We start from the raw sequence: 20,859 nt of genomic DNA, 5'->3' as shown, positions 1-20,859 counted from the left end.
CGACGCGGAGACGACGTGCTGACGTACCGACCGCTGTCACGGCCGACATTTCGAAACCGGAGAATAGAGCGAACTGTGAACGTCGTTACAGCTCGCCGAGCTTCCGGAGCAGCTGCCCGCGGTACTCCTCGTCGGCCTGGACGCCCTTCAGTTCGAGGACGTTGCGTTCGAGTTTATCTAGGGCGACGTTGAAGGCCGTCTCGGCCCCGTACCCTTCACCGGAACCGGCGGCCTGCCCCTTGTTGGTTCGGAGGCGGATCTGACACTGAATGAGCGGGGTGCCGCGGAGCTTCTCCTTGTGTTCGTGGAAGCGGACGTGGGCGTGTTGGACCTGCATCGCCTGGTACTTGTCGGCGACCTCCCCGATGTCGGTGCGGATGGTCTCTCGGGAGATGGTGTCCAGGAGTTTGATGTTGGTAATCTGGACGTCCATGTGCTCTTCCTCGGTGTAGGTCAGCGCCCGGAGCACGTCCGTCTTGGTGACGATGCCGATGACGTGACCGTCGTCGTCCTCGTCGGTCACGACCAGCCCGGCGAAATCGTTTTCCAGCATCCGGGAGACGGCGTCCTCCACGGAGTCGGCCAGTTTCGCCGTCTCGACCGGGCTGTTCATCACGTCGTAGACCGGCAGGTCCAGCACGCGTTCGATCTCGCCGGAGCGGTCGCCGCGGGTGGCCTTGTTCATATCTCGAACCACCACGTCGACGATGTCGTGGCGCGTGACCATCCCGGTCAGCGAGTCGGTGTCGTCGAGCACGGGAAGCCGAGAGATGCCGTGCTTCCGGAGGAGATTCACGACCTGTCCGACGTTCGTGTCCTCGGTGACGGTGATGACGTCGTCGGTGTAGATCTGCTCGATAGTCAGCGCGTCGAGGTTCTCGAGGACCGCGTCGAGGATGTCGTCCTCGGTGACGATGCCCCAGAGCTCCTCGCCCTGGAACACCGGCGCGATCTTGGTCCCGCCCTCGACCAGCACCCGTGCGACCTCGCGCACGTCGTCGGTCCGCCCGATCTTCGGTGCCGAACTGGTCATCGCCCCCGCCTTCGCGTCGTCCTCGACGTGGGACTGGACCAACTGCTTCTGCGTGATGACGCCCGCGTACGCACCGTCCTCGGTGACGATGATGCCTTTCGGGTTCTCCCGCTCGAAGATCGAGCGGACCTTCCCGAGGCGCTTGTTGGCGTCGACCTCGACAAACTCTCTGGTGGCGATGTCAGCAATGTCCATCGTGCTTCACGCCCTGAGATTCTACGTGAAGGGTTATCAAGCTTGGTTTAGTTCCCGGAGTCCGAGAGCCGGACCAGACTTTTACATCGCCGGGCCGTCTGTCAGATATGCTTCCTAACATCGGCGTGTTCGGTCGCTTCACCTACTTCGTGACTGAGGTGGTGTTCGGGTCCGCCGCGCTGGGGCTACTGTGGCGGGCCGACGCGCTTCGCTCCGCCGCTCGGACCATCGCCGTCCTCTACCCCATCGCGTACGTGTGGGACTGGTACACGCTGAAAGTCGGCGTCTTCGACATCAAACTCCGCACCGGCGTCGACCTGCTGGGAATCCCCATCGAGGAGCACATCTTCATGGTGGTGGTCCCCGCGTTCGTGCTGGGGCTCCACGAGACGTTGCGGAACCGCGACTGAGCGAACCTGTTACACGGCCGATACTGGGTTTACCGAGTGTTAATCGTGCGTGCTACAGCCGCAACGATGGTAATCGGATTCGGAGAAACCGCCCGACGGCGCACGGTTATTAGGAATATATATCGTCCAGAGATGTGCATACACTCCTCACGGAACCTATATGTAGGCGCGACTGTATGATACCAATCAGACATGACCGAGGATACCCCCGCTCCCCGAATCGAACTGTACGTCCGATCGCTCCTCCCCGACGGTGCCCACGAACGGCAGGAGGCCGTCATCGACCGGCTCGACCGCCTCGAACGCGAGGACGAGATCGCCGGCTACAACGTCGTCGTCTGGGGCAAGCAGGTCGCCGCCGAGTCCGCCGCGGCCAACACCGAGGAGGGGAAGTACATCCTCAATCGCGTCGCCGAGTTCAAGCAGTGGGCGCTCTCGAACAACGTCTCGCTGGAGTCGTTCTACCAGAACAGCGAGGTCGACTCGGAGGTCGCCGACGACGCCTACGACACCATGGTCCTGCCGGTCATGGGTCTCGCCGAGTACCACGAGGGCGAACTCGCTCACGTCGCCCCGTGTACGAAAGGCGACGTCGTCCACACCATCGTGGACCAACTGGAGCGACTGGAGAACGGTGAACCGTCCGCGCTCGAACAGACCGCGACGGACGTCAGTATCGTCTGAAGGGTCACAGCGCCGTTCGACAGTTCGCCGACTGAGGTCGGTGAGAAGGAACACAGCGACGACGGCCGCGCCCGACCTACGCGTCCGCTCTGAGCGCCTCGGCGTACGGGCCGACGGTTTCTGCGTCTTCGAGTTCGTCTAACACGGTATCGGCGTCGACGGCCAGTTCGTACGCCGGCCGCCCCTTGCCGGTCGCCGACTCGGTGCGGTCCTTCGCGAGGACGTCTTCGTCGGCCAACGTCCGCAGCGCCGAGATGACCTCCTGGCGCTCGACGCCGCCGAACGGTTCCCGATCCACGTCGTCGAGCCGATTCCGCGCCGTCTCCGCGACGTCGTAGGAGTGGGCTGGTGTCTCACCCTTCACCGATAGTTCTACCACCGACAGTAAGACGAACTGTTCGAACGGCCGCGCCGACTGCAGAGTCTCCTCCATAGTTCCGGGTCGGACGGCCACAGTAAGAAATTTCTGGAACCTGTCGTTTCCGGGACTGCGCTCGTCCGACCGTTCTTCGGCGGGACGGTTTCAGATCACCTGCCCGCTTCACACACCCGGCGCTCGGAGTTCGAGTACCGGTGGAGATTCGCGTCTGGGTTCGGGAGTCCTGCGCGAGCAGAGCGACCGCAGGGTGCGGGAGAGATCCGCTCTCCCGGCGGATTTGAACCGTAGATAGACGGTCACCTCGCTCTCGGTACTGCGACTATCGGGGTTCAAATCGCCCTCACGCTCGCTCCTCACGTCCGTTCGTCGCAGAAGACGAGTGGGTTCGGGCGGATTTGAACCGCCGGCCTCCTCCATGTCAAGGAGGTGTCATAACCGACCTAGACCACGAACCCTCGCTGCCTCGTGCAACTCATTCTTGCCGGGGGGTATAATTGAAGGTTTCGAATTCGTGACCGTACGGCGTCTGTTGATTCGCCGCACGGACGTGCCGTCCGATAGCGAGGCCCCGATAAGCTTAAGTCAGTGTACGGATTTGTACATCACAACACGAAATAGACCATTGGTGGATACAATGAAGGAGTACATCGAGCGCGTTACCGACGGCGAGGACTTGACACAGGACGAGGCACGCGAGGTCGCGACGCGGGTCTTCGAGGACGCGACGGACGCCCAGATCGGGGCGTTGCTGACCGCGCTCCGGGCGAAAGGCGAGACCGAGGGCGAGGTCGCCGGATTCGCCGAGGGGATGCGCGACGCCGCCCGGACCATCGAGCCCGACCGGGAGGGACTGGTCGACACCTGCGGGACCGGCGGCGACGACTACGACACGATCAACGTCTCGACGACGAGCGCCATCGTCGCCGCGGGCGCGGGCGTCCCCATCGCCAAGCACGGTAACTACTCCGTCTCCTCCTCGTCGGGCAGTGCCGACGTGCTGGAAGTCGTCGGCGTCGACGTCGAGGCAGAGCCGGAAGACGTCGAGCAGACCATCGAGGAGAAGGACATCGGGTTCATGCTCGCGCCGGTGTTCCACCCGGCGATGAAGGCCGTCATCGGCCCGCGACAGGAGCTCGGGATTCGAACCATCTTCAACATCCTCGGGCCGCTGACGAACCCCGCCGGGGCCGAAGCGCAGGTGCTGGGCGTCTACGATCCCGACCTCGTCCCGATCATGGCCGAGGCGCTGGCTCGCCTCGACGTCGAACGCGCGCTGGTCGTCCACGGCGACGGTCTAGACGAGATCGCCATCCACGGCAGAACGACCATCGCCGAGGTCGACGGCGACTCGATCTCCGAGTACAGCATCACCCCGGAGGACATCGGACTCGAGACCCGCGACATCGAGCGCATCTCCGGCGGGTCCCCCGAGGAGAACGCGTCGGACCTGCGGGGCATCGTCGAGGGCGAGGTCACGGGCGCGAAACGCGAGATAATCCTCGCCAACGCCGGCGCGGCCATCTACGTCGCCGGCGTCGCAGAGACCCACACCGAGGGCGTCGACCTCGCCAGAGAGGCCATCGACTCGGGCGACGCCGCCGCGAAGCTATCGGACCTCATCGGGGCATGACGCGAGTGAAAATCTGTGGCGTAACGGCTCCGGAAGACCGCGACGCCGTCGTCGCGGTGGGGGCCGACGCGGTCGGGGTCATCCACGGCGTTCCCGTCGAGACGCCCCGAGAGGTCGACGCGGACACCGCGGCGTCTCTCGTCGACGGGGTTCCGCCCTTCGTGTCGGGCGTCCTGGTGACGATGCCGACGGCGGTCGAAGAGGCCGTCGACCGCATCGAAGCCGTTTCACCGGACGTCGTCCAGGTCCACGGCGGTCTCGCGCCGGCGGAACTCGGCGCGCTCACCGAGCGCGTCACCCAGCGAGTCGTCGCCGCCGTCGACCCCGAGTCCGACGACCTCGCCGACTACGCCGCTCACGCCGACGCGCTACTGGTCGATTCGGTCGACGCCGACGGGGCCGGCGGCACCGGCGAGACCCACGACTGGGAACGGACGCGCGATCTCGTGGCCTCGCTCGACGTGCCCGTGATCCTCGCGGGCGGGCTCACCCCCGGCAACGTCGCCGAGGCCGTTAGCACGGTGCGGCCGTTCGCCGTCGACGTGGCGAGTGGGGTAGAAAGCGATGGCGGGACGAAAGACCACGACGCCGTCGAGCGATTCGTCGGGAACGCGACCGCTCCCGAGGCGGAGGTGACGGCGTGACTCTCGACGTCTCCCGCGAGCGGTTCGTCGAGCACGCCGAGGTCGACCGGCCGGTGGTCGTCAGGGTCGCGGCCGAACTCGACACGGATATCGAACCGCTCTCGGCGTACGCGGCGCTCGCGGGGCGGACCGGCGACGTCGACGCGAGCGAGTACGCGTTCCTGCTCGAAAGCGCCGAGAAGGTCGCCTCCAGCGACCCCGACGGCGCGTTCGCCCCGGAGACCGACGACCGCCGCGCCCGATTTTCCTTCGTGGGCTACGACCCGCGAGCGGTCGTGACGGTGACCGGCGAGGAGAGCGACGTCGAGGTGTTCGACGACCGCTACGCAGACCTCGTGACGACCAACGGCGGCGACGTCATCGACGACCTCCGGTCGGTCATGCCCGACGCCGAACTGCGCGGGTTCCCCGAGATGGATCGGCAGCATCTGGAGGGCGGCCTCGTGGGCTTTCTCTCCTACGACGCCGTCTACGACCTCTGGCTCGACGAGGTGGGTCTCGATCGGCCCGACTCCCGCTTCCCGGACGCCCAGTTCGTCCTGACGACGGCGACGCTCCGGTTCGACCACGTCGAGGAGCGCGTCGACCTCGTCTTCACGCCGGTCGTTCGGGCCGACGAGGACGCGAGCGAGCGCTACGACGAACTCCTCGCCGAGGTCGAACGGGTCGAAGACGCCCTCGCGGACGCCGAGCCGCTCTCGACGGGCGGATTCACCCGCGAGGCCGAGGTGGCCGGCCCGCAAGGCGAGTACGAGGAGGCCGTCTCCCGCGCGAAGGAGTACGTCCTCTCGGGGGACATCTATCAGGGGGTCATCTCGCGCACTCGGGAACTGTACGGCGATATCGACCCGCTCGGACTCTACGAGGCGCTCCGGGCGGTCAACCCCTCGCCGTACATGTACCTGCTGGGCTACGACGACCTGAGCGTCGTCGGCGCGAGCCCGGAGACGCTCGTGTCGGTGGCGGGCGACCGCGTGGTGTCGAACCCCATCGCGGGCACCTGCCCGCGCGGGAACAGCCCCGTCGAGGACCGCCGACTGGCCGGCGAGATGCTCGCCGACGGGAAGGAGCGGGCCGAACACACGATGCTCGTCGACCTGGCGCGCAACGACGTGCGCCGGGTCGCCGAGGCCGGGTCGGTCCGCGTCGAGGAGTTCATGAACGTCCTCAAATACAGCCACGTCCAGCACATCGAGTCGACGGTGACCGGCACGCTCGCCGCGGACCGCGACGCCTTCGACGCCGCCAGAGCGACGTTCCCGGCGGGCACGCTCTCGGGCGCGCCGAAGATCCGCGCGATGGAGATAATCGACGAGCTCGAACGCTCGCCGCGCGGTCCCTACGGCGGCGGCGTCGGCTACTTCGACTGGGGCGGCGACACCGACTTCGCCATCGTCATCCGGTCCGCGACCGTCGAGCACGGCGTCTCGCTCCCCGATGCGGACGCCGGGGTCGACGCGACACGCGACCGCATCACCGTCCAGGCCGGGGCCGGTATCGTCGCCGACTCCGATCCCGAGAGCGAGTACGTCGAGACCGAACAGAAGATGGACGGCGTGCTCGCGGCCGTCGAACGCATCGAGCGCGAGACCCCGGCCGCCGAGAGCGGCGCGGAGGTGCGCGAATGAGCGCGCAAGACACGCGAGATCCGGCGTCGGACGAGGCGCTCGCGGACGCCCGCGTCCTCTTCGTCGACAACTTCGACTCCTTCACGTACAACCTCGTCGAGTACGTCTCGGAGCACGCCGAAACCGAGGTCGTCCGCAACACGGCGACCCTCGACGACGTTCGGGCGTTTGACCCCGACGCCATCGTGCTCTCGCCGGGCCCGGGTCACCCCGAGAACGACCGCGACGTGGGCGTGACGATGGACGTTCTCCGCGAGGTCAGCCCCGAGGTGCCGACGCTCGGCGTCTGTCTCGGTTTGGAGGCGGCGGTGTACGCCTACGGTGGCACCGTCGGCCGCGCCCCGGAACCCGTCCACGGGAAGGCCTTCCCCGTCGACCACGACGGCGAGGGGGTCTTCGCCGGGCTCGAACAGGGGTTTCAGGGCGGACGGTACCACTCGCTCGTGGCGACCGAGGTGCCCGAGGAATTCGCGGTGACGGCGACGACCACCACCGAGGGCGGCACCGAGTTAGTCATGGGCGTCCGTCACCGCGAGCATCCGATCGAGGCGGTGCAGTTCCACCCGGAGTCGGTGCTGACCGCGGTGGGTCACGACGTCGTCAGAAACTTCCTCTCGGGGATCTAGCGCCTTAGAAGCCGAGGATCCCGATCACCCACAGCACCGTCACGGCGACGATGGCGAGGATGACCAGTTTCCAGGCGACCTTCATCACGAACCGGCCGACGAGGAGCACCAGTGCGACGAGGACTAACCCGACCAGCAGCGAGGGGGGCGAGCCGAGCGACCCGAACTGCAACAGGGGGAGCATACCGATAGAGACGCGAGACTGCCACATATAGTTCATGGAAGGTAAGTGGTCACTGACTCGCCGCGGGCCGCGGTCCTCGGCGACTGATCGCGGGGCGGTACCGCGTCGGACGCGAACCTCTCGGTTCGCTTTCAGGCGGGGCGGGGGCGAAATCCGGGCTCGAACCCCCGCTCGTTTCCACTGGATTATTCCACGTCCTCTGGCGGTTCTGAGGGGTAGTATTTTACTTTCGCCGCGGTCTACACACGCTTAAGGAGTGACCAACGTTGCTAGTGGTCGTACGCGACTGTGGTCGTCGTGTGAACGAAATTGCAGGAACTCCCATCGTAGTTACTACTCTACAACAGGTAGGAATTCGCACATGAGATTCAGAAAGCAAGGGTTATAGGACATCCATGAATACCTATTCGCCGCCAGAAATGACAGGAATTCGGCCAACCGTCGAGAGGGGTATCGACCGGCAGACGGACGCTGCCGGGAGGAGGAGCGACGAATGAGTGACGCGGGCCATTCCGCCGACGAACTCACGCTTCCGATCAAACGGACGGACGGGAACACGCTGGAGGAGCGACTGACGAGTAACGCCTATCACAACATTCTACCCGCCCGATATCTGCGGAAGGACGCCGACGGCGACCTCGTCGAGGAGCCCGAGGACCTCTTCGAGCGGGTCGCGGAGAACATCGCGCTCGCCGAGGCCGTCTTCGAGGCCGAGAAGCGCGACGTCGACGTCACCGTCACGCCCGACCAGCTGAAACCCGACCACCCGCGCCGAGACGAACTCGCCGCCGAAGTGTTCGGGAAGGGCACCACCGCGAGCGACGACGCCGAGACGACGCTCTCGGTGTACAACGTCAACAAGTTCGCCTACGAGACGGTGGTTCCGGAACTCCCCGCCGAGGTGCGCGACCACGTCGAGGCGACCGCCGACGCGTTCCAAGAACAGATGGAGCAACTCTCGTTCATGCCGAACTCGCCGACGCTGATGAACGCCGGCGACGAGCTCCAGCAGCTCTCGGCGTGTTTCGTCGACTCGCCCGAGGACGACATCGACGACATCCACCAGACCGCGAAGGAGGCCGCGCAGGTCTTCCAGTCCGGCGGCGGCATGGGCTACGCGTTCTGGCGGCTCCGCCCCTACGGCGACCCGGTCGGCTCGACCGGCGGCATCGCTTCCGGTCCGATCACGTTCATGCGGACCTACGACCAGATGTGCGAGACCATCGCGCAGGGCGGTGCCCGCCGCGGCGCGCAGATGGGCGTCATGCGCGTCTCGCACCCCGACGTCATCCAGTTCATCCACTCGAAGAACAAGGACGTCTCGCTGGCCGAGACCCTCCGTCTGAACGACCCCGACGACTTCACGCACAACTCCTTCGCCGACGCGCTCGACGAGGCCCGCGGCCTCATCGACGACGAGGGCAAGGTCCCGAAGCACCTCCGTAACGCGGTCGAGGGGCATCTCTCTAACTTCAACATCTCCGTCGGCGTCACCGACGGCTTCATGGACGCTCTGCAGAACGGCGAGGACTTCACCTTCACCAACCCGCGGACCGGCGAGGACCACGTCGCCACCGCCGAGACGGAGGAGCTGTACGAGATGTTCGACCTCGGCGAGTACGTCGAGGCCGGCGAAGTGCTCTCGATCCCCGCAGAGAAGCTCTGGGAGCGCATCGTCGAGGGCGCACACGAGAACGGCGAACCGGGGGTCATCTACCTCGAACGCGTCAACAAGGAGCACTCCTTCGACGTCGAGGAACACCCCGACCACCGCATCCTCGCGACGAACCCCTGCGGCGAGCAGCCCCTCGAGGAGTACGAGGCCTGCAACCTCGGTCACATCAACCTCTCGACGCTCGCGGCGCGGGACGCCCCCGACTGGCGCGTCTGGGCCGACGACCACGCCGACGAGTACGGCTCCGACGCCGAGGCCGTCGCGGCGTTCCTAGACGAGGCGATGGACTGGGACGAGTTCGACCGCCGCATCGAACTCGGCACCCGCTTCCTCGAGAACGTCGTCACGATGTCCGACTTCCCGGTCGAGAAGATCGAGGAGAAGGTCCGGGAGATGCGCAAGATCGGTCTCGGTATCATGGGCCTCGCGCAGCTGTACATCCAACTGGGCGTCGAGTACGGCTCCGACGAGGCCAACGAGGTCGCCCGCCAGTTGATGCGTCACATCAACCACGGCTCGAAGCGGGCCTCCCGCGAACTCGCCGAAGACCGCGGGACCTTCGAGGAGTGGGACAACTCCAAGTACGCGAACCCGACCGAGTACCGCGAGTGGTTCGAGAAGCAGACCGGCGAGGACGCCGACGACTGGGCCGACGGCTTCCCCATCCGCAACCACAACACGACGACCATCGCGCCGACCGGCACCACGTCGATGATCGGCAACACCACCGGCGGCTGTGAACCCATCTACAACGTCGCCTACTACAAGAACGTCTCCGACGACGTCCAGGGCGACGAGATGCTCGTCGAGTTCGACGACTACTTCCTGCGCGCCCTGGAGGAGAACGGCATCGACGTCGAGGCCGTCAAGGAAGAGGCCCAAGAGCAGATGGCGAACAACGAGTTCGACGGCGTCACCGGGCTCACGACCGTTCCGGACGCCATCGGCGAGCTGTTCGTCACGACCGGCGACCTCTCGGCGCAGGCCCACGCGGGCGTGCAGGTCGCCTGTCAGGAGGGCGTCGACTCCGCCATCTCGAAGACGGTCAACGCGCCCAACGATTCGACCGTCGAGGACGCCGCCGAGGTGTTCGAGTACATCTACGACCACGGCGGCAAGGGCGTCACCTACTACCGCGACGGCACCCGCTCGAAGCAGGTGCTGACGACCCGCGCCCAGAACGCCGAGTTCGCCGACATGGACACGGAGGAGATCGTCGCCCAGATCGAGGAAATGTTCGGCGGCGTCGAGGGCTTCCTCGAAGACGAGGCCGTGCAGGCGGCGCTCGACGAGTCCGTCGAGGAGATGCTCTCCGTGGCGGACGGCGAGCAGTCCGACTTCGCCCGCAAGCAGAGCCGCCCGGACGTCCTCCACGGCGTCACCCAGCGCATCGACACCGGCTACGGGAAACTGTACGTCAACATCAACGAGGACCCCGAGGCCAAACGGCCCTTCGAACTGTTCGCCAACATCGGCAACTCGGGCGGCTTCACCGCCTCCTTCACCGAGGCGCTCGCGAAGACCATCTCGACGGCGCTCCGCTCGGGCGTGGACCCCGAGGAGATCGCCGACGAGCTGCAGGGCATCCGGTCGCCGAAGGTCGCCTGGGACAAGGGCGAGCAGATCCAGTCCATCCCCGACGCCATCGGCACCGCGCTGCGCCGCTACCTCGACGGCGAGGTCGACAAGGCCTACCCGCAGCAGGTCACCCTAGAGGAGACGGCCGAGGACGAGGAGGAACTCGACGGCCGGTCCGCCTCGACCCAGACGGACGGCGGGCCGTCGGCCCAGCCGAGCGGCACCCAGACCGCCACGGGACCGAACGCCGACGCCGGCACCGAGACGGCCGGCGACCAGCAGGAACTCATCGACGCCGGCGAGAGCCCGGAGTGTCCCGACTGCGGATCGCTCTCGCTGTACTACTCGGAGGGCTGCAAGACCTGCGAGTCCTGTGGCTGGTCCGAGTGCTGAACTGACCTGACCGAGCGATTGACGACCGACGACCGATTTCCGCGGCCGGACGGAGCGTGTGACACCGGAGCCGACTTCGCCGCGCGCGGTATCCGTTCGCCTTTCTATTCGGATTCGAACTCGACCACGTCGTAGACGCCCGCGACTCCCGTCTCGCTGACTCGCACAGTCACTTCCTCGCCTTCGTCGACGGCGGTGTCGGCCACGAGCGTCACGGGTTCGATAGGGTCTCTCCGGAAGAAGGCGACGATCCGTTCGAGCCACGACGGACGGCCGCCCTTGCGGCAGACGAGGACGTACCGGGAGTCGGCCAGCGACGCCAGTTCGGGATCGAGGTCGTAGTCGTCGAGTTCGTCGGGCGGGACGACGTGGATGACCTCGCCCGTTATCGTCTCGGTCATATCGGCATCTCGGGGCACGGCGGGATGTGTCTTGCCAGTCTACGAGAACTCCTTCGAGACCCATCCGGAGGGACCGGTCGGTTTCGGCCCGGTCTCCTCGTCGGTCTGGACGGTCCCGTCGGCGGTGACCATCCGAACGACGGCGGTGTGACCGCCCGACGGTGGGTCGTAGGTGTAGGCCCACTGCCGCCACGCGTCCTCGGCGGCCCCGTCGACGTCGACGGACGGCAGTGGTTCGGAGAGCGAGGCGTCGGCCCACGACTCGCCGCCGTCGGTGGAGACCTCGACCCGGGAGACGCCGCGCAGTCCGGCGTAGGCGTGCCCGGCGAGGCGGCGGCGACCGTCGTCGAGGACCTCGCTGTGGTGGAGCTTGGCGATGGGTTTGACCGGACCGGTGCCCTCCCAGCCCCGGCGTTCCCAGTAGCCGTCGGCCTTCTTGTCGAGCACCTCGATCTCGGTCACCCACTTGGTGTTGACCTCGCCCCAGTGACCCGGAACGAGCGCCCGAACCGGGTAGCCGTGACCGCGCGGGAGGAGTTTGCCGTTCATCCCGTAGACGAGCAGGCCGCGGCGCAGCGCCTCGATGGGGAACTCGACGAAGTAGTCGTCGGCGGCGTGTAGCATCACGCACTCACAGCCGCTCTGGACGCCGGCTTCGTCCAGTAGCTGGCCGAGGGGCACGCCGGTCCACAGCGCGGTGTCCATCTTCTTGCCGTTGAGGGAATCTCCCACGCAGCGCAGCGTCGAGAACTGGTTGCGCGAGCCCATCGAGAGCAGTTCGTCGTAGTCGAGTGTCGTCTCCTCCTCGACGGCTCCGGTGACCGAGAGCGACCAGTCGTCGGCGTCGAGTTCGGGGTCGATGGAGTTGATGTCCACCTGATAGAACGTCTCGCTGACCAGCGAATCGAGGCCGTCGACGTCCAGCGAGCGCGCCTCGGCGAGGGCGAGTTTGGTCTCGATGTCCTCGCGGACCGCGTCGGAGACCGAGAGCGACGGCGCGTCGGCGGCCGTCGCCGCGGGCGTCCGGCGCGTGCCCACGGAGTAGCCGAGGACGCTCGCGCCGAGGGCGACGCCGACCGTCGAAAGGGCGCGACGGCGCTTCGAGGAGATGGGCGTCCCGTCGCCGTAGGCGTCGAACGCCTGCGCGAGGGCGACGACGCCGGCCGCGGCGAGCGCCGGTCCCGCGGCGAGGACGAATTCGCCGGTGAGCGCGGCGGCGAGTCCCCATGTCAGCACCGCCGTCCCCACACCGGGGAGGAGTCGGTCGTTGGCCGCGTCGCCGGCGGCGATGGCTATCCATGCCGCGAGCGCGACGATCGCTCCGGTGAGCGAGAGGGCAGCTAAGAGGTTGAGTTGCTGGCCGACACTGCCCAGTTCCGTGATGGCGAGGGAAACGACTTCACCGGGCATGGCCCGGGCGAGCGTCCGCTCGACCGGCGAGACGAGAAATGCCGGCGTGTACCCCGTGAGCGCGTACGAGCCGGCGAGCCCGGCGACCGCCGCGACGAGAGAGACGAGCGCTCGGCCCCCGCGAGTGTCGAGAATGTCGTCGGCCATAGCCGGAGGGAAGGACTACCGACCCAAAGGCGTTGTTCCAATTTCGTCCCCAAAGACCGAAGCCGACGGCGTGCCTGTGCCGGCACATGAGCGAGGAGTCCGGCGGCCGCCCCTGTCCGCTGTGCGACCGGGCGATGTACCACCGCCACTGTAAGTACGTCTGCCCGGAGCACGGCGTCGTCTACGACTGCGCCGACACGTTCTACTGAGTGCCGTGCCACCGAGCACTGCTATCAGATTTATTGTGATGGACGCGTAGGTAACGGGCAATGGGTAACGACGGCGACATTTGCGTTCTCCACGTCGACGACGACCCGGAGTTCGCAGCGGTCGCCGCGATGCAGTTAGAGCAGGCCGCCGACGACATCGGCGTCGTGACGGCGGCGTCCGCGAGCGAGGGACTCGACGTGCTGCGCTCGGAACCGGTCGACTGCGTGGTCAGCGACCACGACATGCCGGGGATGGACGGACTGGAGTTCCTGAAAGCCGTCCGGTCGGCGTATCCCGAACTCCCCTTCGTCCTCTTCACCGGGAAGGGCAACGAGGAGATCGCGAGCGACGCCATCTCGGCCGGCGTGACCGAGTACCTCCAGAAGGACGTCGGCACCGAGCAGTACGCGGTGCTCGCCAACCGCATCGACCGCGCCGTGAGCGAGAACCGAGCGAAATCCGCCCTCGAAGAGTCCGAACGACAGCTGGCGACGCTCATCTCGAATCTGCCGGGGCTCGTCTATCGGTGTCGGAACGAACCCGAGTGGCCGATGGAGTTCGTCAGCGACGGTGCCGACGAACTGGTCGGCTACGACAGCGAGACGCTCGAATCCGGCGAAGTGGCGTGGAACTCGCTCATCGTCCCGGGAGAGAGAGACCCCCTCTGGGAGCGGGTGCAGACCTGTCTCTCGGCCGGCGAACCGTTCGAGGTGACGTACGCCGTCGAGACGAGCGACGGCGAGCGTCGCTGGATGTGGGAGCGGGGACGAGTCGTCGGAACCGACGAGGACGGCGTCGAACTGATAGAGGGATTCATCACGGACATCACGGCCCGGAAAGTGCGTGAGCGGGAGCTCGAACGGGAGCGGGAGTTCACCGAGAACCTCGTCGACGCCATCGACGACGTGTTCTATCTCGTCGGGAGCGAGGGTGAACTGATACGCTGGAACGACACCGCGACCGAGGTGACCGGCTACAGCGACGAGGAACTGTCGTCGATGAAGGCCCTCGAACTGTTCCCCGAAGCGGTCCACGACCGCGTCGTCGAGGCCACTATCCAGACGATCGAAACCGGATACGCGACGTTCGAAGCGCCACTGTTGACGAAAGACGGCGAGGAGATCCGCCACGAGTTCCGCGGCACGCTCATCGAGGACGCCGAGGGCGACGACCTCGGCATCGCGGGGATCGCCCGCGACGTCACCGAGCGAAAGGCGCGCGAGCGAAAGCTCGAACGCTACGAGACGATCGTCGAAGCCGTCGGCGACCCGGTGTACACGCTCGACGACGACGGCGTGTTCACCTACGTCAACGAGGCCTTCGAGCCGATGACCGGGTACGCTCCCGCGGAACTCGTCGGCGAACACATCGGGACGATAATGACCGAGGAGGACCTCGAAACCGGCGACGAACTGGTCCGAAAGCTCGTCACTGACCCGGACGTCGAGACCACGACCCTCGAGATGGACGTCGTGACTCGGAGCGGCGAGCGCGTCCCGACCGAGAACAACATGGCGATACTGCCAAGTCCTGACGGGGCGTTCGCCGGCACGGCCGGCGTCATCCGAGACATCGCCGAGCGCAAAGAGCGCGAGCGCCGCCTCTCGGAGTTCGCCTCCGTCGTCAGCCACGACCTGCGGAACCCGCTCAACGTCGTGCAGGGACGCCTTTCGCTGGCCGAAGAGACCGGCGACGCCGCTCACCTCGGCGACGCGGCCGCCGCCGCCGAGCGGATGGAACGACTCATCGAGGACCTGTTGACCCTCGCCAGACAGGGCGAGACCGTCGGCGAGATTGCCGAGGTAGACCTCGCGACCACCGCCGAGCGAGCGTGGGCGGGCGTCGACACCGGCGAGGCATCGCTGTCGGTCGGTCCGGACGGGACCGTCGAGGCCGACCCCGCCAGGCTCCGCGAACTGTTCGAGAACCTGTTTCGGAACAGCGTGGAGCACGGCTCCACGAATAGTCGGACGCGGTCCGACGACAGCGCGGAACACGGTTCCACGAGCAATCGGAACGCGCCGCGTTCCGATGACAGCGTCGAACACCGTACACCGAACGGCGACCGAACGACGCCGCTGACCGTGGCCGTCGGAGCTATCGACCGGAACCGCGCCGACGACGGCCGGACGGGGTTCTACGTCGAGGACGACGGCGTCGGCATCTCGCCGGGAGGACGGTCGAACGTCTTCGAACGCGGCTACACCACCAGCAGCGACGGCACGGGATTCGGCCTCGCCATCGTCGAGGACATCGCCGACGCCCACGGCTGGTCGGTCAGCGCCGCGGAGAGCGACGCGGGCGGCGCGCGCTTCGAGTTCACGACGAGTCGGGACGACCGCTGAAGTGGCGGTAGGTCGGCCCGGCCAACACCAGCACCGAGAGCGCGCCGAGCAGCACGAGCAGGTGCGGGAGCGCCTCGACCGAGACGCCGGTCAGCGTCAGCGACCGCATCGACGCCCCGGCGGCGACTTCCGCGACGACCCACGGGATCTCACCGACGAACGTGCCGACGACGAACGCCCGCGTCGAGACGTCGGCGAAGCCGGCGCCGTAGGAGACCGGGTCGGCGGGCACCGGCGAGAGCCGGGCGGCCAGCACACCCCTGGTCTCGCCGGTCACCTCGATGATGCGCCGACCCGACTCGCCGAGCCGTCCGAACATCCCACCTTGATCCCCCGCCCGCTGGGCGAACCGATACGGGATGAGGCAGGTGACCAGCGCGCCCATCAGCGCCACGGGGATGCCGTAACCGATGCCGAGGACGAACCCGACGAACGCCGACAGCGGCATCGTCGGCCACGCGAACAGCGGGCGGACGAGATAGAGGGCGACGATGAGACCCGCCATGTAGACGGGGTGTTCCGAGAGGTGCATCGCCTCGTGGATGAGGCGGGCCGGAGAGAGGATCGCCGCGACCACCGCGAGGACGGCGAGCAGCGCCGCCGACCCGAGCACCTGTCGCTTGATGAGGCTGTCCATCTACCGATGAGAGTGTCTCCGACCGGCAAACATCTTGTGGTAAGCGTTAATCCGGTGGCGGACGAGACACCGCCGTGGACGACGCCGACCGCGACCCCGTCGAACTGGGGGTCGAACTGCTCGCCCACCTCGAACACGAGGAGCTGTCGGTGGCCGACGCCATGGACCGCATCGAGACGGTGACGACTAACCCCGGCGTCCAGCGCGAGATCCTCGACACCGCGGCGATGCGCGGGGTCATCGACCGCGAGGACGGCCTCGTCCGTCCGCGCTCCCGGGGCACGTACGTCAGTTTCGAGGCCGACGTGGTCGTCCGCGAGGGCGACTTCTCCTGTGAGCGCTGCGGCGCGAGCATCTCGACGGGCCACTTCGTCCAGTTCGACGGCGGCGAGCTGGGACCGTTCGGGTCGACGTGTATTCGGAAAGTGTTGGGGAGAGAGTAGCGAGGGGCTGAGAAGGGTGCAAAATCTTGGAGAATCCAAGGGTCGAGCAGCTCGAAAACGCCGGCTTCAGCGGCCCTGTCTGAGTTCCTCGATGAGCTTCTCGATGACCTGTTCCTGCCGCTCGATGCGCTCGTTCTGTCGTTCGACGGCGGCGGTGAGTTCGGCGACCTGCGATTCGAGGGACGCGAGGTCGTCGCTGGTATCCGCCGTGGCCGGCGGCGTCCGCTGGGTGGACGATCGCGACTGAGACGACGACCGTTGGGCGGCGTCTGCATCGGCCGTCGTCTCCGTTCGCTGCCCGCCGTTCGCAGGCGTTTTCGCGGCCCGTTCGGACAGCTGGTCGGCGGCAGGGGACTCGTCCTCGTCGTCCTCGCCGCCGACGAGGGGGTCGATGCCGGAGTCGAGGTCGAGGCCGTCCTCGGCGTCTGCTTCGTCGTCCGGCTCCGACCCCACCTTCGCGTTGAGTTCGTCCAGCGACGCCACGTCGTGATAGGCGAACAGCGCCCGCTGGAGCGTCTTCTGTACGGCCGGGGCCTGTTCGGCCGGCGCTTTGATGCGTTCGGGACGCCCGTCGACGGCGAAGACGATCGCCGTGGCGACGCTGCCCTCCTCGAAGTCCAGTCCGGTGACGTCGGCGAAGGAGTACGATTCGAAGTCGGCGTCCCACGTGACGCCGCCGATGTGTTTCAGCAGCTGGGCGTCCGTGACGACGAGCGTGAGTTCGCTGAAGCGGAAGACGCCGTTGACGCCCTCGTCGTCGGCGGTGACGCCGGCGACGTGGAGCTTGCCTTCGAGGAGGCGTTCGAGGACCGTCTCGCCGCGGTCGACCGGGACGCCGAGGTCGCGCTTCTCGTCGGCGTAGTAGAGGGTGAGCTTGGTCTTCCGGCGACCCTCGGAGACGGTCAGTCGCTCGAAGTCGTGGGGGTAGGCGACGACTTTCTCGTCGCTGAGCAGTCCCTCCCCGCGATAGACGAGCGTCCGGGTGGCCGTGAAACAGACGACGTCCTCGTCACCGAGGTTGACGCTGGCCCTGATCTCCTCGTCCCCGAGTTCCTGCCGGACGAGGGGTGGTACCTTCATGCTCCGTGCATTTCCGCGTGATGGCTTAAATCCGGGGGGTCAGACGACCCACCGTGCGAGTGGTCCACAGTCTGCGGGAAGATGAGAACCTTCAAGGCGAGTACCGGCCAAGCATCGGGTGCACCCGAGCCCGGGTGGCTTAGCTGGACATAGCGCCGCACTCATAGGGTTTCACGACTCATGCGGCACCTGCCGACATGACCCGTGGGGTGCTCGTCACGCCCCGGACCTGGGTTATGCGGAGATCGAGGGTTCGGAGCCCTCCCCGGGCATTTTCCAACCAACGTGAACGTCGACGAGCGACGCACGGGGAGCGTATTTTGCAACCCGCCTACGCGGAACCGCGCCGCGCTCCGCTCACAGTTTGCTGGGGGCGCTCACGTGCATCCCGACGAACCGCCAGTCGCCGTCGCGGCGTTCGAGCGTGCCGCTCCAGCGGGTGTCGAACTCGTGGCGCTCGCCGTCTTCGTCCGTCCACGCGAGGGCCACGTCGTCGCTGAACCACGCCACGTCGCCGCGCTCGGTGACCCTGAGCGCGTGACTATCGACGACCCAGTCGCTCGTCGAGAGCGTCTGGTCGCGGAGGCCGGCCTGAACGGCGTCGGACCCCACGAGGCGTTCCGAGATGCCGACCTTCGAGATGGCGTCGTCCTCGGGGCGGTCGTCGGCGAAGAAGGTGTCCAGCGGCGCGCCGTGTCGGAGCGAGTCGTAGTAGTCGCGGACGGTCGTGGTAGCGTCCATAGGAGTGCATTCGCCCGAAGCGGCTTACCAGTGTGGGCGAACGGTTTTCCACCGACGGGGCGAAGGCGGCGTATGCGCGCAGCTATCTACCGCGGCCCAGGTGAAATCGCCGTCGAAGACGTTTCGAAGCCCGAGATCGAGTCGCCGACCGACGCCGTCGTCCGCGTGACGCACACGGCGGTCTGCGGGTCGGACCTCTGGTTCTATCGCGGCGAGAGCGACCGGGAGGAGGGATCGGCCGTCGGTCACGAACCGATGGGCATCGTCGAGGAAGTGGGCGAGGACGTCCGCTCGGTCGACCCCGGCGACCGGGTGTTCGCGCCGTTCAAGATCAGCTGCGGCCGCTGTGAGTTCTGCCGGAAGGGGCTGCACACCTCCTGTGCGAACGGCGACTCGTGGGACGGCGACAACGGCGGCGCACAGGGGGAGTTCGTCCGGGCGACGGAGGCCGACGGGACGCTCGTCCGGGTGCCCGACCGGTACGCCGACGACGAGGCGACGCTCGAAGCGGTGCTCCCGCTGACCGACGTGATGGGGACGGGCCACCACGCGGCCGTGAGCGCGGGCGTCGGCGAGGGCGACACGTGCGTGGTCGTCGGCGACGGGGCGGTCGGCCTCTGTGGCGTCCTCGCGGCGCGCCGCCTCGGAGCCGAGCGGATCGTCGCGATGGGCCACCACGAGGACCGCCTCGAACTCGCGGAGTCCTTCGGCGCGACGGAGACGGTGGCCGCTCGCGGCGAAGAAGCGGTCGAACGGGCGAGAGAGCTGACCTACGGCGGCCCGACGCACGTCATGGAGTGCGTCGGTGCGGCGTCGGCGATGGACGCCGCCATCGACCTCTGCCGACCCGGCGGTACCGTCGGCTACGTCGGCGTCCCCCACGGCGTGGACGAGGGGGGTCTCGACGTGTTCTCGCTCTTCCAAGAGAACGTCACGCTCCGAGGCGGCGTCGCGCCGGTTCGCGCGTACGCCGAGGAGTTGCTCGCCGACGTGTTACAGGGAACGCTTGACCCCTCGCCGGTCTTCACGAAGACGGTCGACTTAGACGGCGTCCCGGAAGGCTACCGGGCGATGGACGAACGCGAGGCGATCAAGGTGCTCGTGAAGGTGGACCACTGAGCGCCAGACACATGCCGCTTCAGTCCAACGTACGGTGATGACACGTTCACCGTCCGTTCTGGTCGTCGGCGGCGGGGCGACAGGTACCGGCGTCGCGCGCGACCTCGCGCTCCGCGGCGTCGACGTGACTCTCGCTGAGCGGGGCGGCCTCTCCAGCGGTACCACGGGCCGCTCGCACGGCCTCTTACACAGCGGGGCGCGCTACGCCGAGAGCGACCGCGTCGGCGCCGAGGAGTGCATCGAGGAGAACCGCATCCTCCGGTCGATCGCCGGCGAGTGCGTCCGCGACACCGGCGGGCTGTTCGTCCAGCTCGCGGGCGACGACCCGGAGTACTTCGAGGAGAAGCGCACCGCCTGCGGGACCGTCGGCATCGAGACCGAGCTACTGGACGCCGAGGAGGCGAGAGAGCGCGTCCCGGACCTCTCGGCGGACGTAGAGCGCGCGATGTCGGTCCCCGACGGCGTCGTCTACCCCTCGCGACTCGTCGCGGCGAACGCGGCCGACGTCGAGGCACACGGCGGGACGGTTCACCCGCACGCGCCCCTGGAAGCGCTGAGCACGGTCGAGGGGTGGGTGACGGAGGCGCGGCTCGGCGGCGCGGTCGACGACACCGTCGAGGTCGACTACGTCGTCAACGCGGCCGGCGCGTGGGCCGGCGACGTGGCGTCGATGGCGGGCGTGACCGTCGATATGGCCCCCACCCGCGGCGTGATGGTCTCCGTCGAGTACGACGGGGTCGACCCGGTGCTGAACCGCTGTCGCGACCCCGCCGACGGCGACATCGTGGTCCCGCACGACTCCGAAGCGGTGCTGGGGACGACGAGCGTCCCCGTCTCGGACCCCGACGACTACGAGAGAGCCGACTGGGAGGTCGAGAGCTCCATCGAGGAGTGCGCGGCGATGTTACCCCCCGTCGCCGATTCGCCGGTCGTCCGGAAGTGGTGGGGCGTTCGGCCGCTGTACGCACCGGACGAGGGCGACGGCGACCGGCGCGGTATCTCGCGGGGGTTCTTCCGACTGGACCACGCCGAGGACGGCGTCGAGAACTTCCTCAGCATCGTCGGCGGCAAGCTGACGACCTACCGACAGATGGCCGAAGCGACCGCCGACCGCGTCTGTGAGCGCCTCGGCGTCGACGCCGCCTGCGAGACGGCGACCCGGACGCTGCCGGGGGCCGACGACGCGGCGCGGCTGGACGAGTTCGTCGACAGATACGACGGCCAGGGGCCGACCGACCGAGACGTGGTAGGGAAACGAGAGTGACCG

The 20,859-nt window shown here is 67.3% G+C and carries 20 protein-coding genes and 2 tRNA genes; 13 read left to right on the top strand and 9 right to left on the bottom strand.

Going from position 1 to position 20,859, the window contains the following annotated elements; genetic code table 11:
- Positions 1-85: 85 nt before the first annotated feature.
- Complete coding sequence (locus tag EGH23_RS08130) at positions 86-1,228, bottom strand: CBS domain-containing protein (RefSeq protein ID WP_220579512.1); 1,143 nt, start codon at positions 1,226-1,228, stop codon at positions 86-88.
- A gap of 107 nt (positions 1,229-1,335) precedes the next feature.
- On the opposite strand from EGH23_RS08130, the gene EGH23_RS08125 reads away from it, so the two are divergent.
- Entirely contained in the window at positions 1,336-1,638 is a 303-nt protein-coding gene (locus EGH23_RS08125) for a lycopene cyclase domain-containing protein (protein ID WP_220579511.1), read from the top strand.
- A gap of 192 nt (positions 1,639-1,830) precedes the next feature.
- Positions 1,831-2,322, top strand: coding sequence for an HTH domain-containing protein (locus EGH23_RS08120; protein WP_220579510.1), 492 nt, complete (start codon positions 1,831-1,833; stop codon positions 2,320-2,322).
- Positions 2,323-2,398: 76 nt separating this feature from the next.
- Here the strand turns inward: EGH23_RS08120 and EGH23_RS08115 are convergent, their stop codons facing one another.
- Both EGH23_RS08115 and EGH23_RS08110 read right to left on the bottom strand, forming a co-directional pair.
- The gene (locus EGH23_RS08115) at positions 2,399-2,755 is read right to left on the bottom strand and encodes a hypothetical protein (protein WP_220579509.1); all 357 of its coding nucleotides are present in this window, start codon (positions 2,753-2,755) and stop codon (positions 2,399-2,401) included.
- A gap of 326 nt (positions 2,756-3,081) precedes the next feature.
- A tRNA-Val gene (locus EGH23_RS08110) sits at positions 3,082-3,156 on the bottom strand.
- A gap of 179 nt (positions 3,157-3,335) precedes the next feature.
- On the opposite strand from EGH23_RS08110, the gene trpD reads away from it, so the two are divergent.
- From trpD to trpG, 4 genes are read left to right on the top strand one after another with little or no spacing between them, the layout of a single operon-like run.
- Positions 3,336-4,331 (top strand): anthranilate phosphoribosyltransferase, encoded by a 996-nt coding sequence (trpD, locus tag EGH23_RS08105; RefSeq protein WP_220579508.1) that lies wholly within the window; start codon positions 3,336-3,338, stop codon positions 4,329-4,331.
- Complete coding sequence (locus EGH23_RS08100; RefSeq protein WP_220579507.1) at positions 4,328-4,975, top strand: phosphoribosylanthranilate isomerase; 648 nt, start codon at positions 4,328-4,330, stop codon at positions 4,973-4,975. Before trpD ends, EGH23_RS08100 begins: the two co-directional genes overlap by 4 nt.
- A complete protein-coding gene (trpE, locus tag EGH23_RS08095) occupies positions 4,972-6,603 on the top strand; it encodes an anthranilate synthase component I (RefSeq protein ID WP_220579506.1) in 1,632 nt (543 codons plus the stop codon). The genes EGH23_RS08100 and trpE overlap by 4 nt, the downstream gene beginning before the upstream one ends.
- A complete protein-coding gene (gene trpG / locus EGH23_RS08090; RefSeq protein WP_220579505.1) occupies positions 6,600-7,229 on the top strand; it encodes an anthranilate synthase component II in 630 nt (209 codons plus the stop codon). The genes trpE and trpG overlap by 4 nt, the downstream gene beginning before the upstream one ends.
- A gap of 4 nt (positions 7,230-7,233) precedes the next feature.
- Here trpG and EGH23_RS08085 read toward each other — a convergent pair whose 3' ends face one another.
- Positions 7,234-7,413, bottom strand: a complete 180-nt coding sequence (locus EGH23_RS08085) for a DUF8029 family protein (RefSeq protein ID WP_162317652.1) — start codon at positions 7,411-7,413, stop codon at positions 7,234-7,236.
- Positions 7,414-7,906: 493 nt separating this feature from the next.
- On the opposite strand from EGH23_RS08085, the gene EGH23_RS08080 reads away from it, so the two are divergent.
- On the top strand, positions 7,907-11,059 hold the full coding sequence (locus tag EGH23_RS08080) for an adenosylcobalamin-dependent ribonucleoside-diphosphate reductase (RefSeq protein WP_220579504.1): 3,153 nt from the start codon (positions 7,907-7,909) through the stop codon (positions 11,057-11,059).
- A gap of 104 nt (positions 11,060-11,163) precedes the next feature.
- Here EGH23_RS08080 and EGH23_RS08075 read toward each other — a convergent pair whose 3' ends face one another.
- Both EGH23_RS08075 and EGH23_RS08070 read right to left on the bottom strand, forming a co-directional pair.
- Positions 11,164-11,460 carry a DUF7526 family protein gene (locus EGH23_RS08075; protein ID WP_220579503.1) on the bottom strand — a complete coding sequence of 99 codons (297 nt, stop codon included), beginning with the start codon at positions 11,458-11,460 and terminating at the stop codon, positions 11,164-11,166.
- A 39-nt stretch (positions 11,461-11,499) separates the two neighbouring features.
- A complete protein-coding gene (locus tag EGH23_RS08070) occupies positions 11,500-13,017 on the bottom strand; it encodes a molybdopterin-dependent oxidoreductase (RefSeq protein ID WP_220579502.1) in 1,518 nt (505 codons plus the stop codon).
- An 86-nt stretch (positions 13,018-13,103) separates the two neighbouring features.
- On the opposite strand from EGH23_RS08070, the gene EGH23_RS26810 reads away from it, so the two are divergent.
- The gene (locus tag EGH23_RS26810) at positions 13,104-13,226 is read left to right on the top strand and encodes an HVO_2523 family zinc finger protein (RefSeq protein ID WP_268899419.1); all 123 of its coding nucleotides are present in this window, start codon (positions 13,104-13,106) and stop codon (positions 13,224-13,226) included.
- A 60-nt stretch (positions 13,227-13,286) separates the two neighbouring features.
- Complete coding sequence (locus EGH23_RS08065; protein WP_220579501.1) at positions 13,287-15,572, top strand: hybrid sensor histidine kinase/response regulator; 2,286 nt, start codon at positions 13,287-13,289, stop codon at positions 15,570-15,572.
- Here the strand turns inward: EGH23_RS08065 and EGH23_RS08060 are convergent.
- On the bottom strand, positions 15,547-16,209 hold the full coding sequence (locus EGH23_RS08060) for a TVP38/TMEM64 family protein (protein WP_220579500.1): 663 nt from the start codon (positions 16,207-16,209) through the stop codon (positions 15,547-15,549). The two genes, EGH23_RS08065 and EGH23_RS08060, sit on opposite strands and share 26 nt — an antisense overlap.
- A 74-nt stretch (positions 16,210-16,283) precedes the next feature.
- On the opposite strand from EGH23_RS08060, the gene EGH23_RS08055 reads away from it, so the two are divergent.
- The gene (locus tag EGH23_RS08055) at positions 16,284-16,652 is read left to right on the top strand and encodes a DUF5830 family protein (protein WP_220579499.1); all 369 of its coding nucleotides are present in this window, start codon (positions 16,284-16,286) and stop codon (positions 16,650-16,652) included.
- Between the two features lie 66 nt (positions 16,653-16,718).
- Here EGH23_RS08055 and EGH23_RS08050 read toward each other — a convergent pair whose 3' ends face one another.
- Entirely contained in the window at positions 16,719-17,732 is a 1,014-nt protein-coding gene (locus EGH23_RS08050) for a DUF7115 domain-containing protein (protein WP_220579498.1), read from the bottom strand.
- Between the two features lie 128 nt (positions 17,733-17,860).
- On the opposite strand from EGH23_RS08050, the gene EGH23_RS08045 reads away from it, so the two are divergent.
- Positions 17,861-18,004 (top strand) — tRNA-Met (locus EGH23_RS08045).
- Between the two features lie 85 nt (positions 18,005-18,089).
- Here EGH23_RS08045 and EGH23_RS08040 read toward each other — a convergent pair.
- Positions 18,090-18,473, bottom strand: a complete 384-nt coding sequence (locus EGH23_RS08040) for a nuclear transport factor 2 family protein (protein ID WP_220579497.1) — start codon at positions 18,471-18,473, stop codon at positions 18,090-18,092.
- Positions 18,474-18,545: 72 nt separating this feature from the next.
- Here EGH23_RS08040 and EGH23_RS08035 point away from each other — a divergent pair, with 72 nt between their 5' ends.
- Both EGH23_RS08035 and EGH23_RS08030 read left to right on the top strand, forming a co-directional pair.
- Complete coding sequence (locus tag EGH23_RS08035; protein ID WP_220579496.1) at positions 18,546-19,592, top strand: zinc-dependent alcohol dehydrogenase family protein; 1,047 nt, start codon at positions 18,546-18,548, stop codon at positions 19,590-19,592.
- A gap of 37 nt (positions 19,593-19,629) precedes the next feature.
- Positions 19,630-20,856 carry an FAD-dependent oxidoreductase gene (locus EGH23_RS08030; protein ID WP_220579495.1) on the top strand — a complete coding sequence of 409 codons (1,227 nt, stop codon included), beginning with the start codon at positions 19,630-19,632 and terminating at the stop codon, positions 20,854-20,856.
- Positions 20,857-20,859 lie beyond the last annotated feature (3 nt).

Source organism: Haloarcula nitratireducens (assembly GCF_019599505.1).
Note: the sequence above shows the minus strand (reverse complement) of the source record. Positions and strands in the feature narration are given on the sequence as shown.

Bases quoted from the DNA above. Each gene is read 5' to 3' on its own strand.
- EGH23_RS08130 (WP_220579512.1), bottom strand. From the start codon at position 1,228: ATGGACATTGCTGACATCGCCACCAGAGAGTTTGTCGAGGTCGACGCC.
- EGH23_RS08070 (WP_220579502.1), bottom strand. From the start codon at position 13,017: ATGGCCGACGACATTCTCGACACTCGCGGGGGCCGAGCGCTCGTCTCT.
- EGH23_RS08040 (WP_220579497.1), bottom strand. From the start codon at position 18,473: ATGGACGCTACCACGACCGTCCGCGACTACTACGACTCGCTCCGACAC.
- EGH23_RS08085 (WP_162317652.1), bottom strand. From the start codon at position 7,413: ATGCTCCCCCTGTTGCAGTTCGGGTCGCTCGGCTCGCCCCCCTCGCTG.
- EGH23_RS08065 (WP_220579501.1), top strand. From the start codon at position 13,287: ATGGGTAACGACGGCGACATTTGCGTTCTCCACGTCGACGACGACCCG.
- EGH23_RS08115 (WP_220579509.1), bottom strand. From the start codon at position 2,755: ATGGAGGAGACTCTGCAGTCGGCGCGGCCGTTCGAACAGTTCGTCTTA.
- EGH23_RS08075 (WP_220579503.1), bottom strand. From the start codon at position 11,460: ATGACCGAGACGATAACGGGCGAGGTCATCCACGTCGTCCCGCCCGAC.
- EGH23_RS26810 (WP_268899419.1), top strand. From the start codon at position 13,104: ATGAGCGAGGAGTCCGGCGGCCGCCCCTGTCCGCTGTGCGACCGGGCG.
- EGH23_RS08125 (WP_220579511.1), top strand. From the start codon at position 1,336: ATGCTTCCTAACATCGGCGTGTTCGGTCGCTTCACCTACTTCGTGACT.
- EGH23_RS08120 (WP_220579510.1), top strand. From the start codon at position 1,831: ATGACCGAGGATACCCCCGCTCCCCGAATCGAACTGTACGTCCGATCG.
- EGH23_RS08100 (WP_220579507.1), top strand. From the start codon at position 4,328: ATGACGCGAGTGAAAATCTGTGGCGTAACGGCTCCGGAAGACCGCGAC.
- EGH23_RS08080 (WP_220579504.1), top strand. From the start codon at position 7,907: ATGAGTGACGCGGGCCATTCCGCCGACGAACTCACGCTTCCGATCAAA.
- EGH23_RS08050 (WP_220579498.1), bottom strand. From the start codon at position 17,732: ATGAAGGTACCACCCCTCGTCCGGCAGGAACTCGGGGACGAGGAGATC.
- EGH23_RS08060 (WP_220579500.1), bottom strand. From the start codon at position 16,209: ATGGACAGCCTCATCAAGCGACAGGTGCTCGGGTCGGCGGCGCTGCTC.
- EGH23_RS08035 (WP_220579496.1), top strand. From the start codon at position 18,546: ATGCGCGCAGCTATCTACCGCGGCCCAGGTGAAATCGCCGTCGAAGAC.
- trpD (WP_220579508.1), top strand. From the start codon at position 3,336: ATGAAGGAGTACATCGAGCGCGTTACCGACGGCGAGGACTTGACACAG.
- EGH23_RS08030 (WP_220579495.1), top strand. From the start codon at position 19,630: ATGACACGTTCACCGTCCGTTCTGGTCGTCGGCGGCGGGGCGACAGGT.
- trpG (WP_220579505.1), top strand. From the start codon at position 6,600: ATGAGCGCGCAAGACACGCGAGATCCGGCGTCGGACGAGGCGCTCGCG.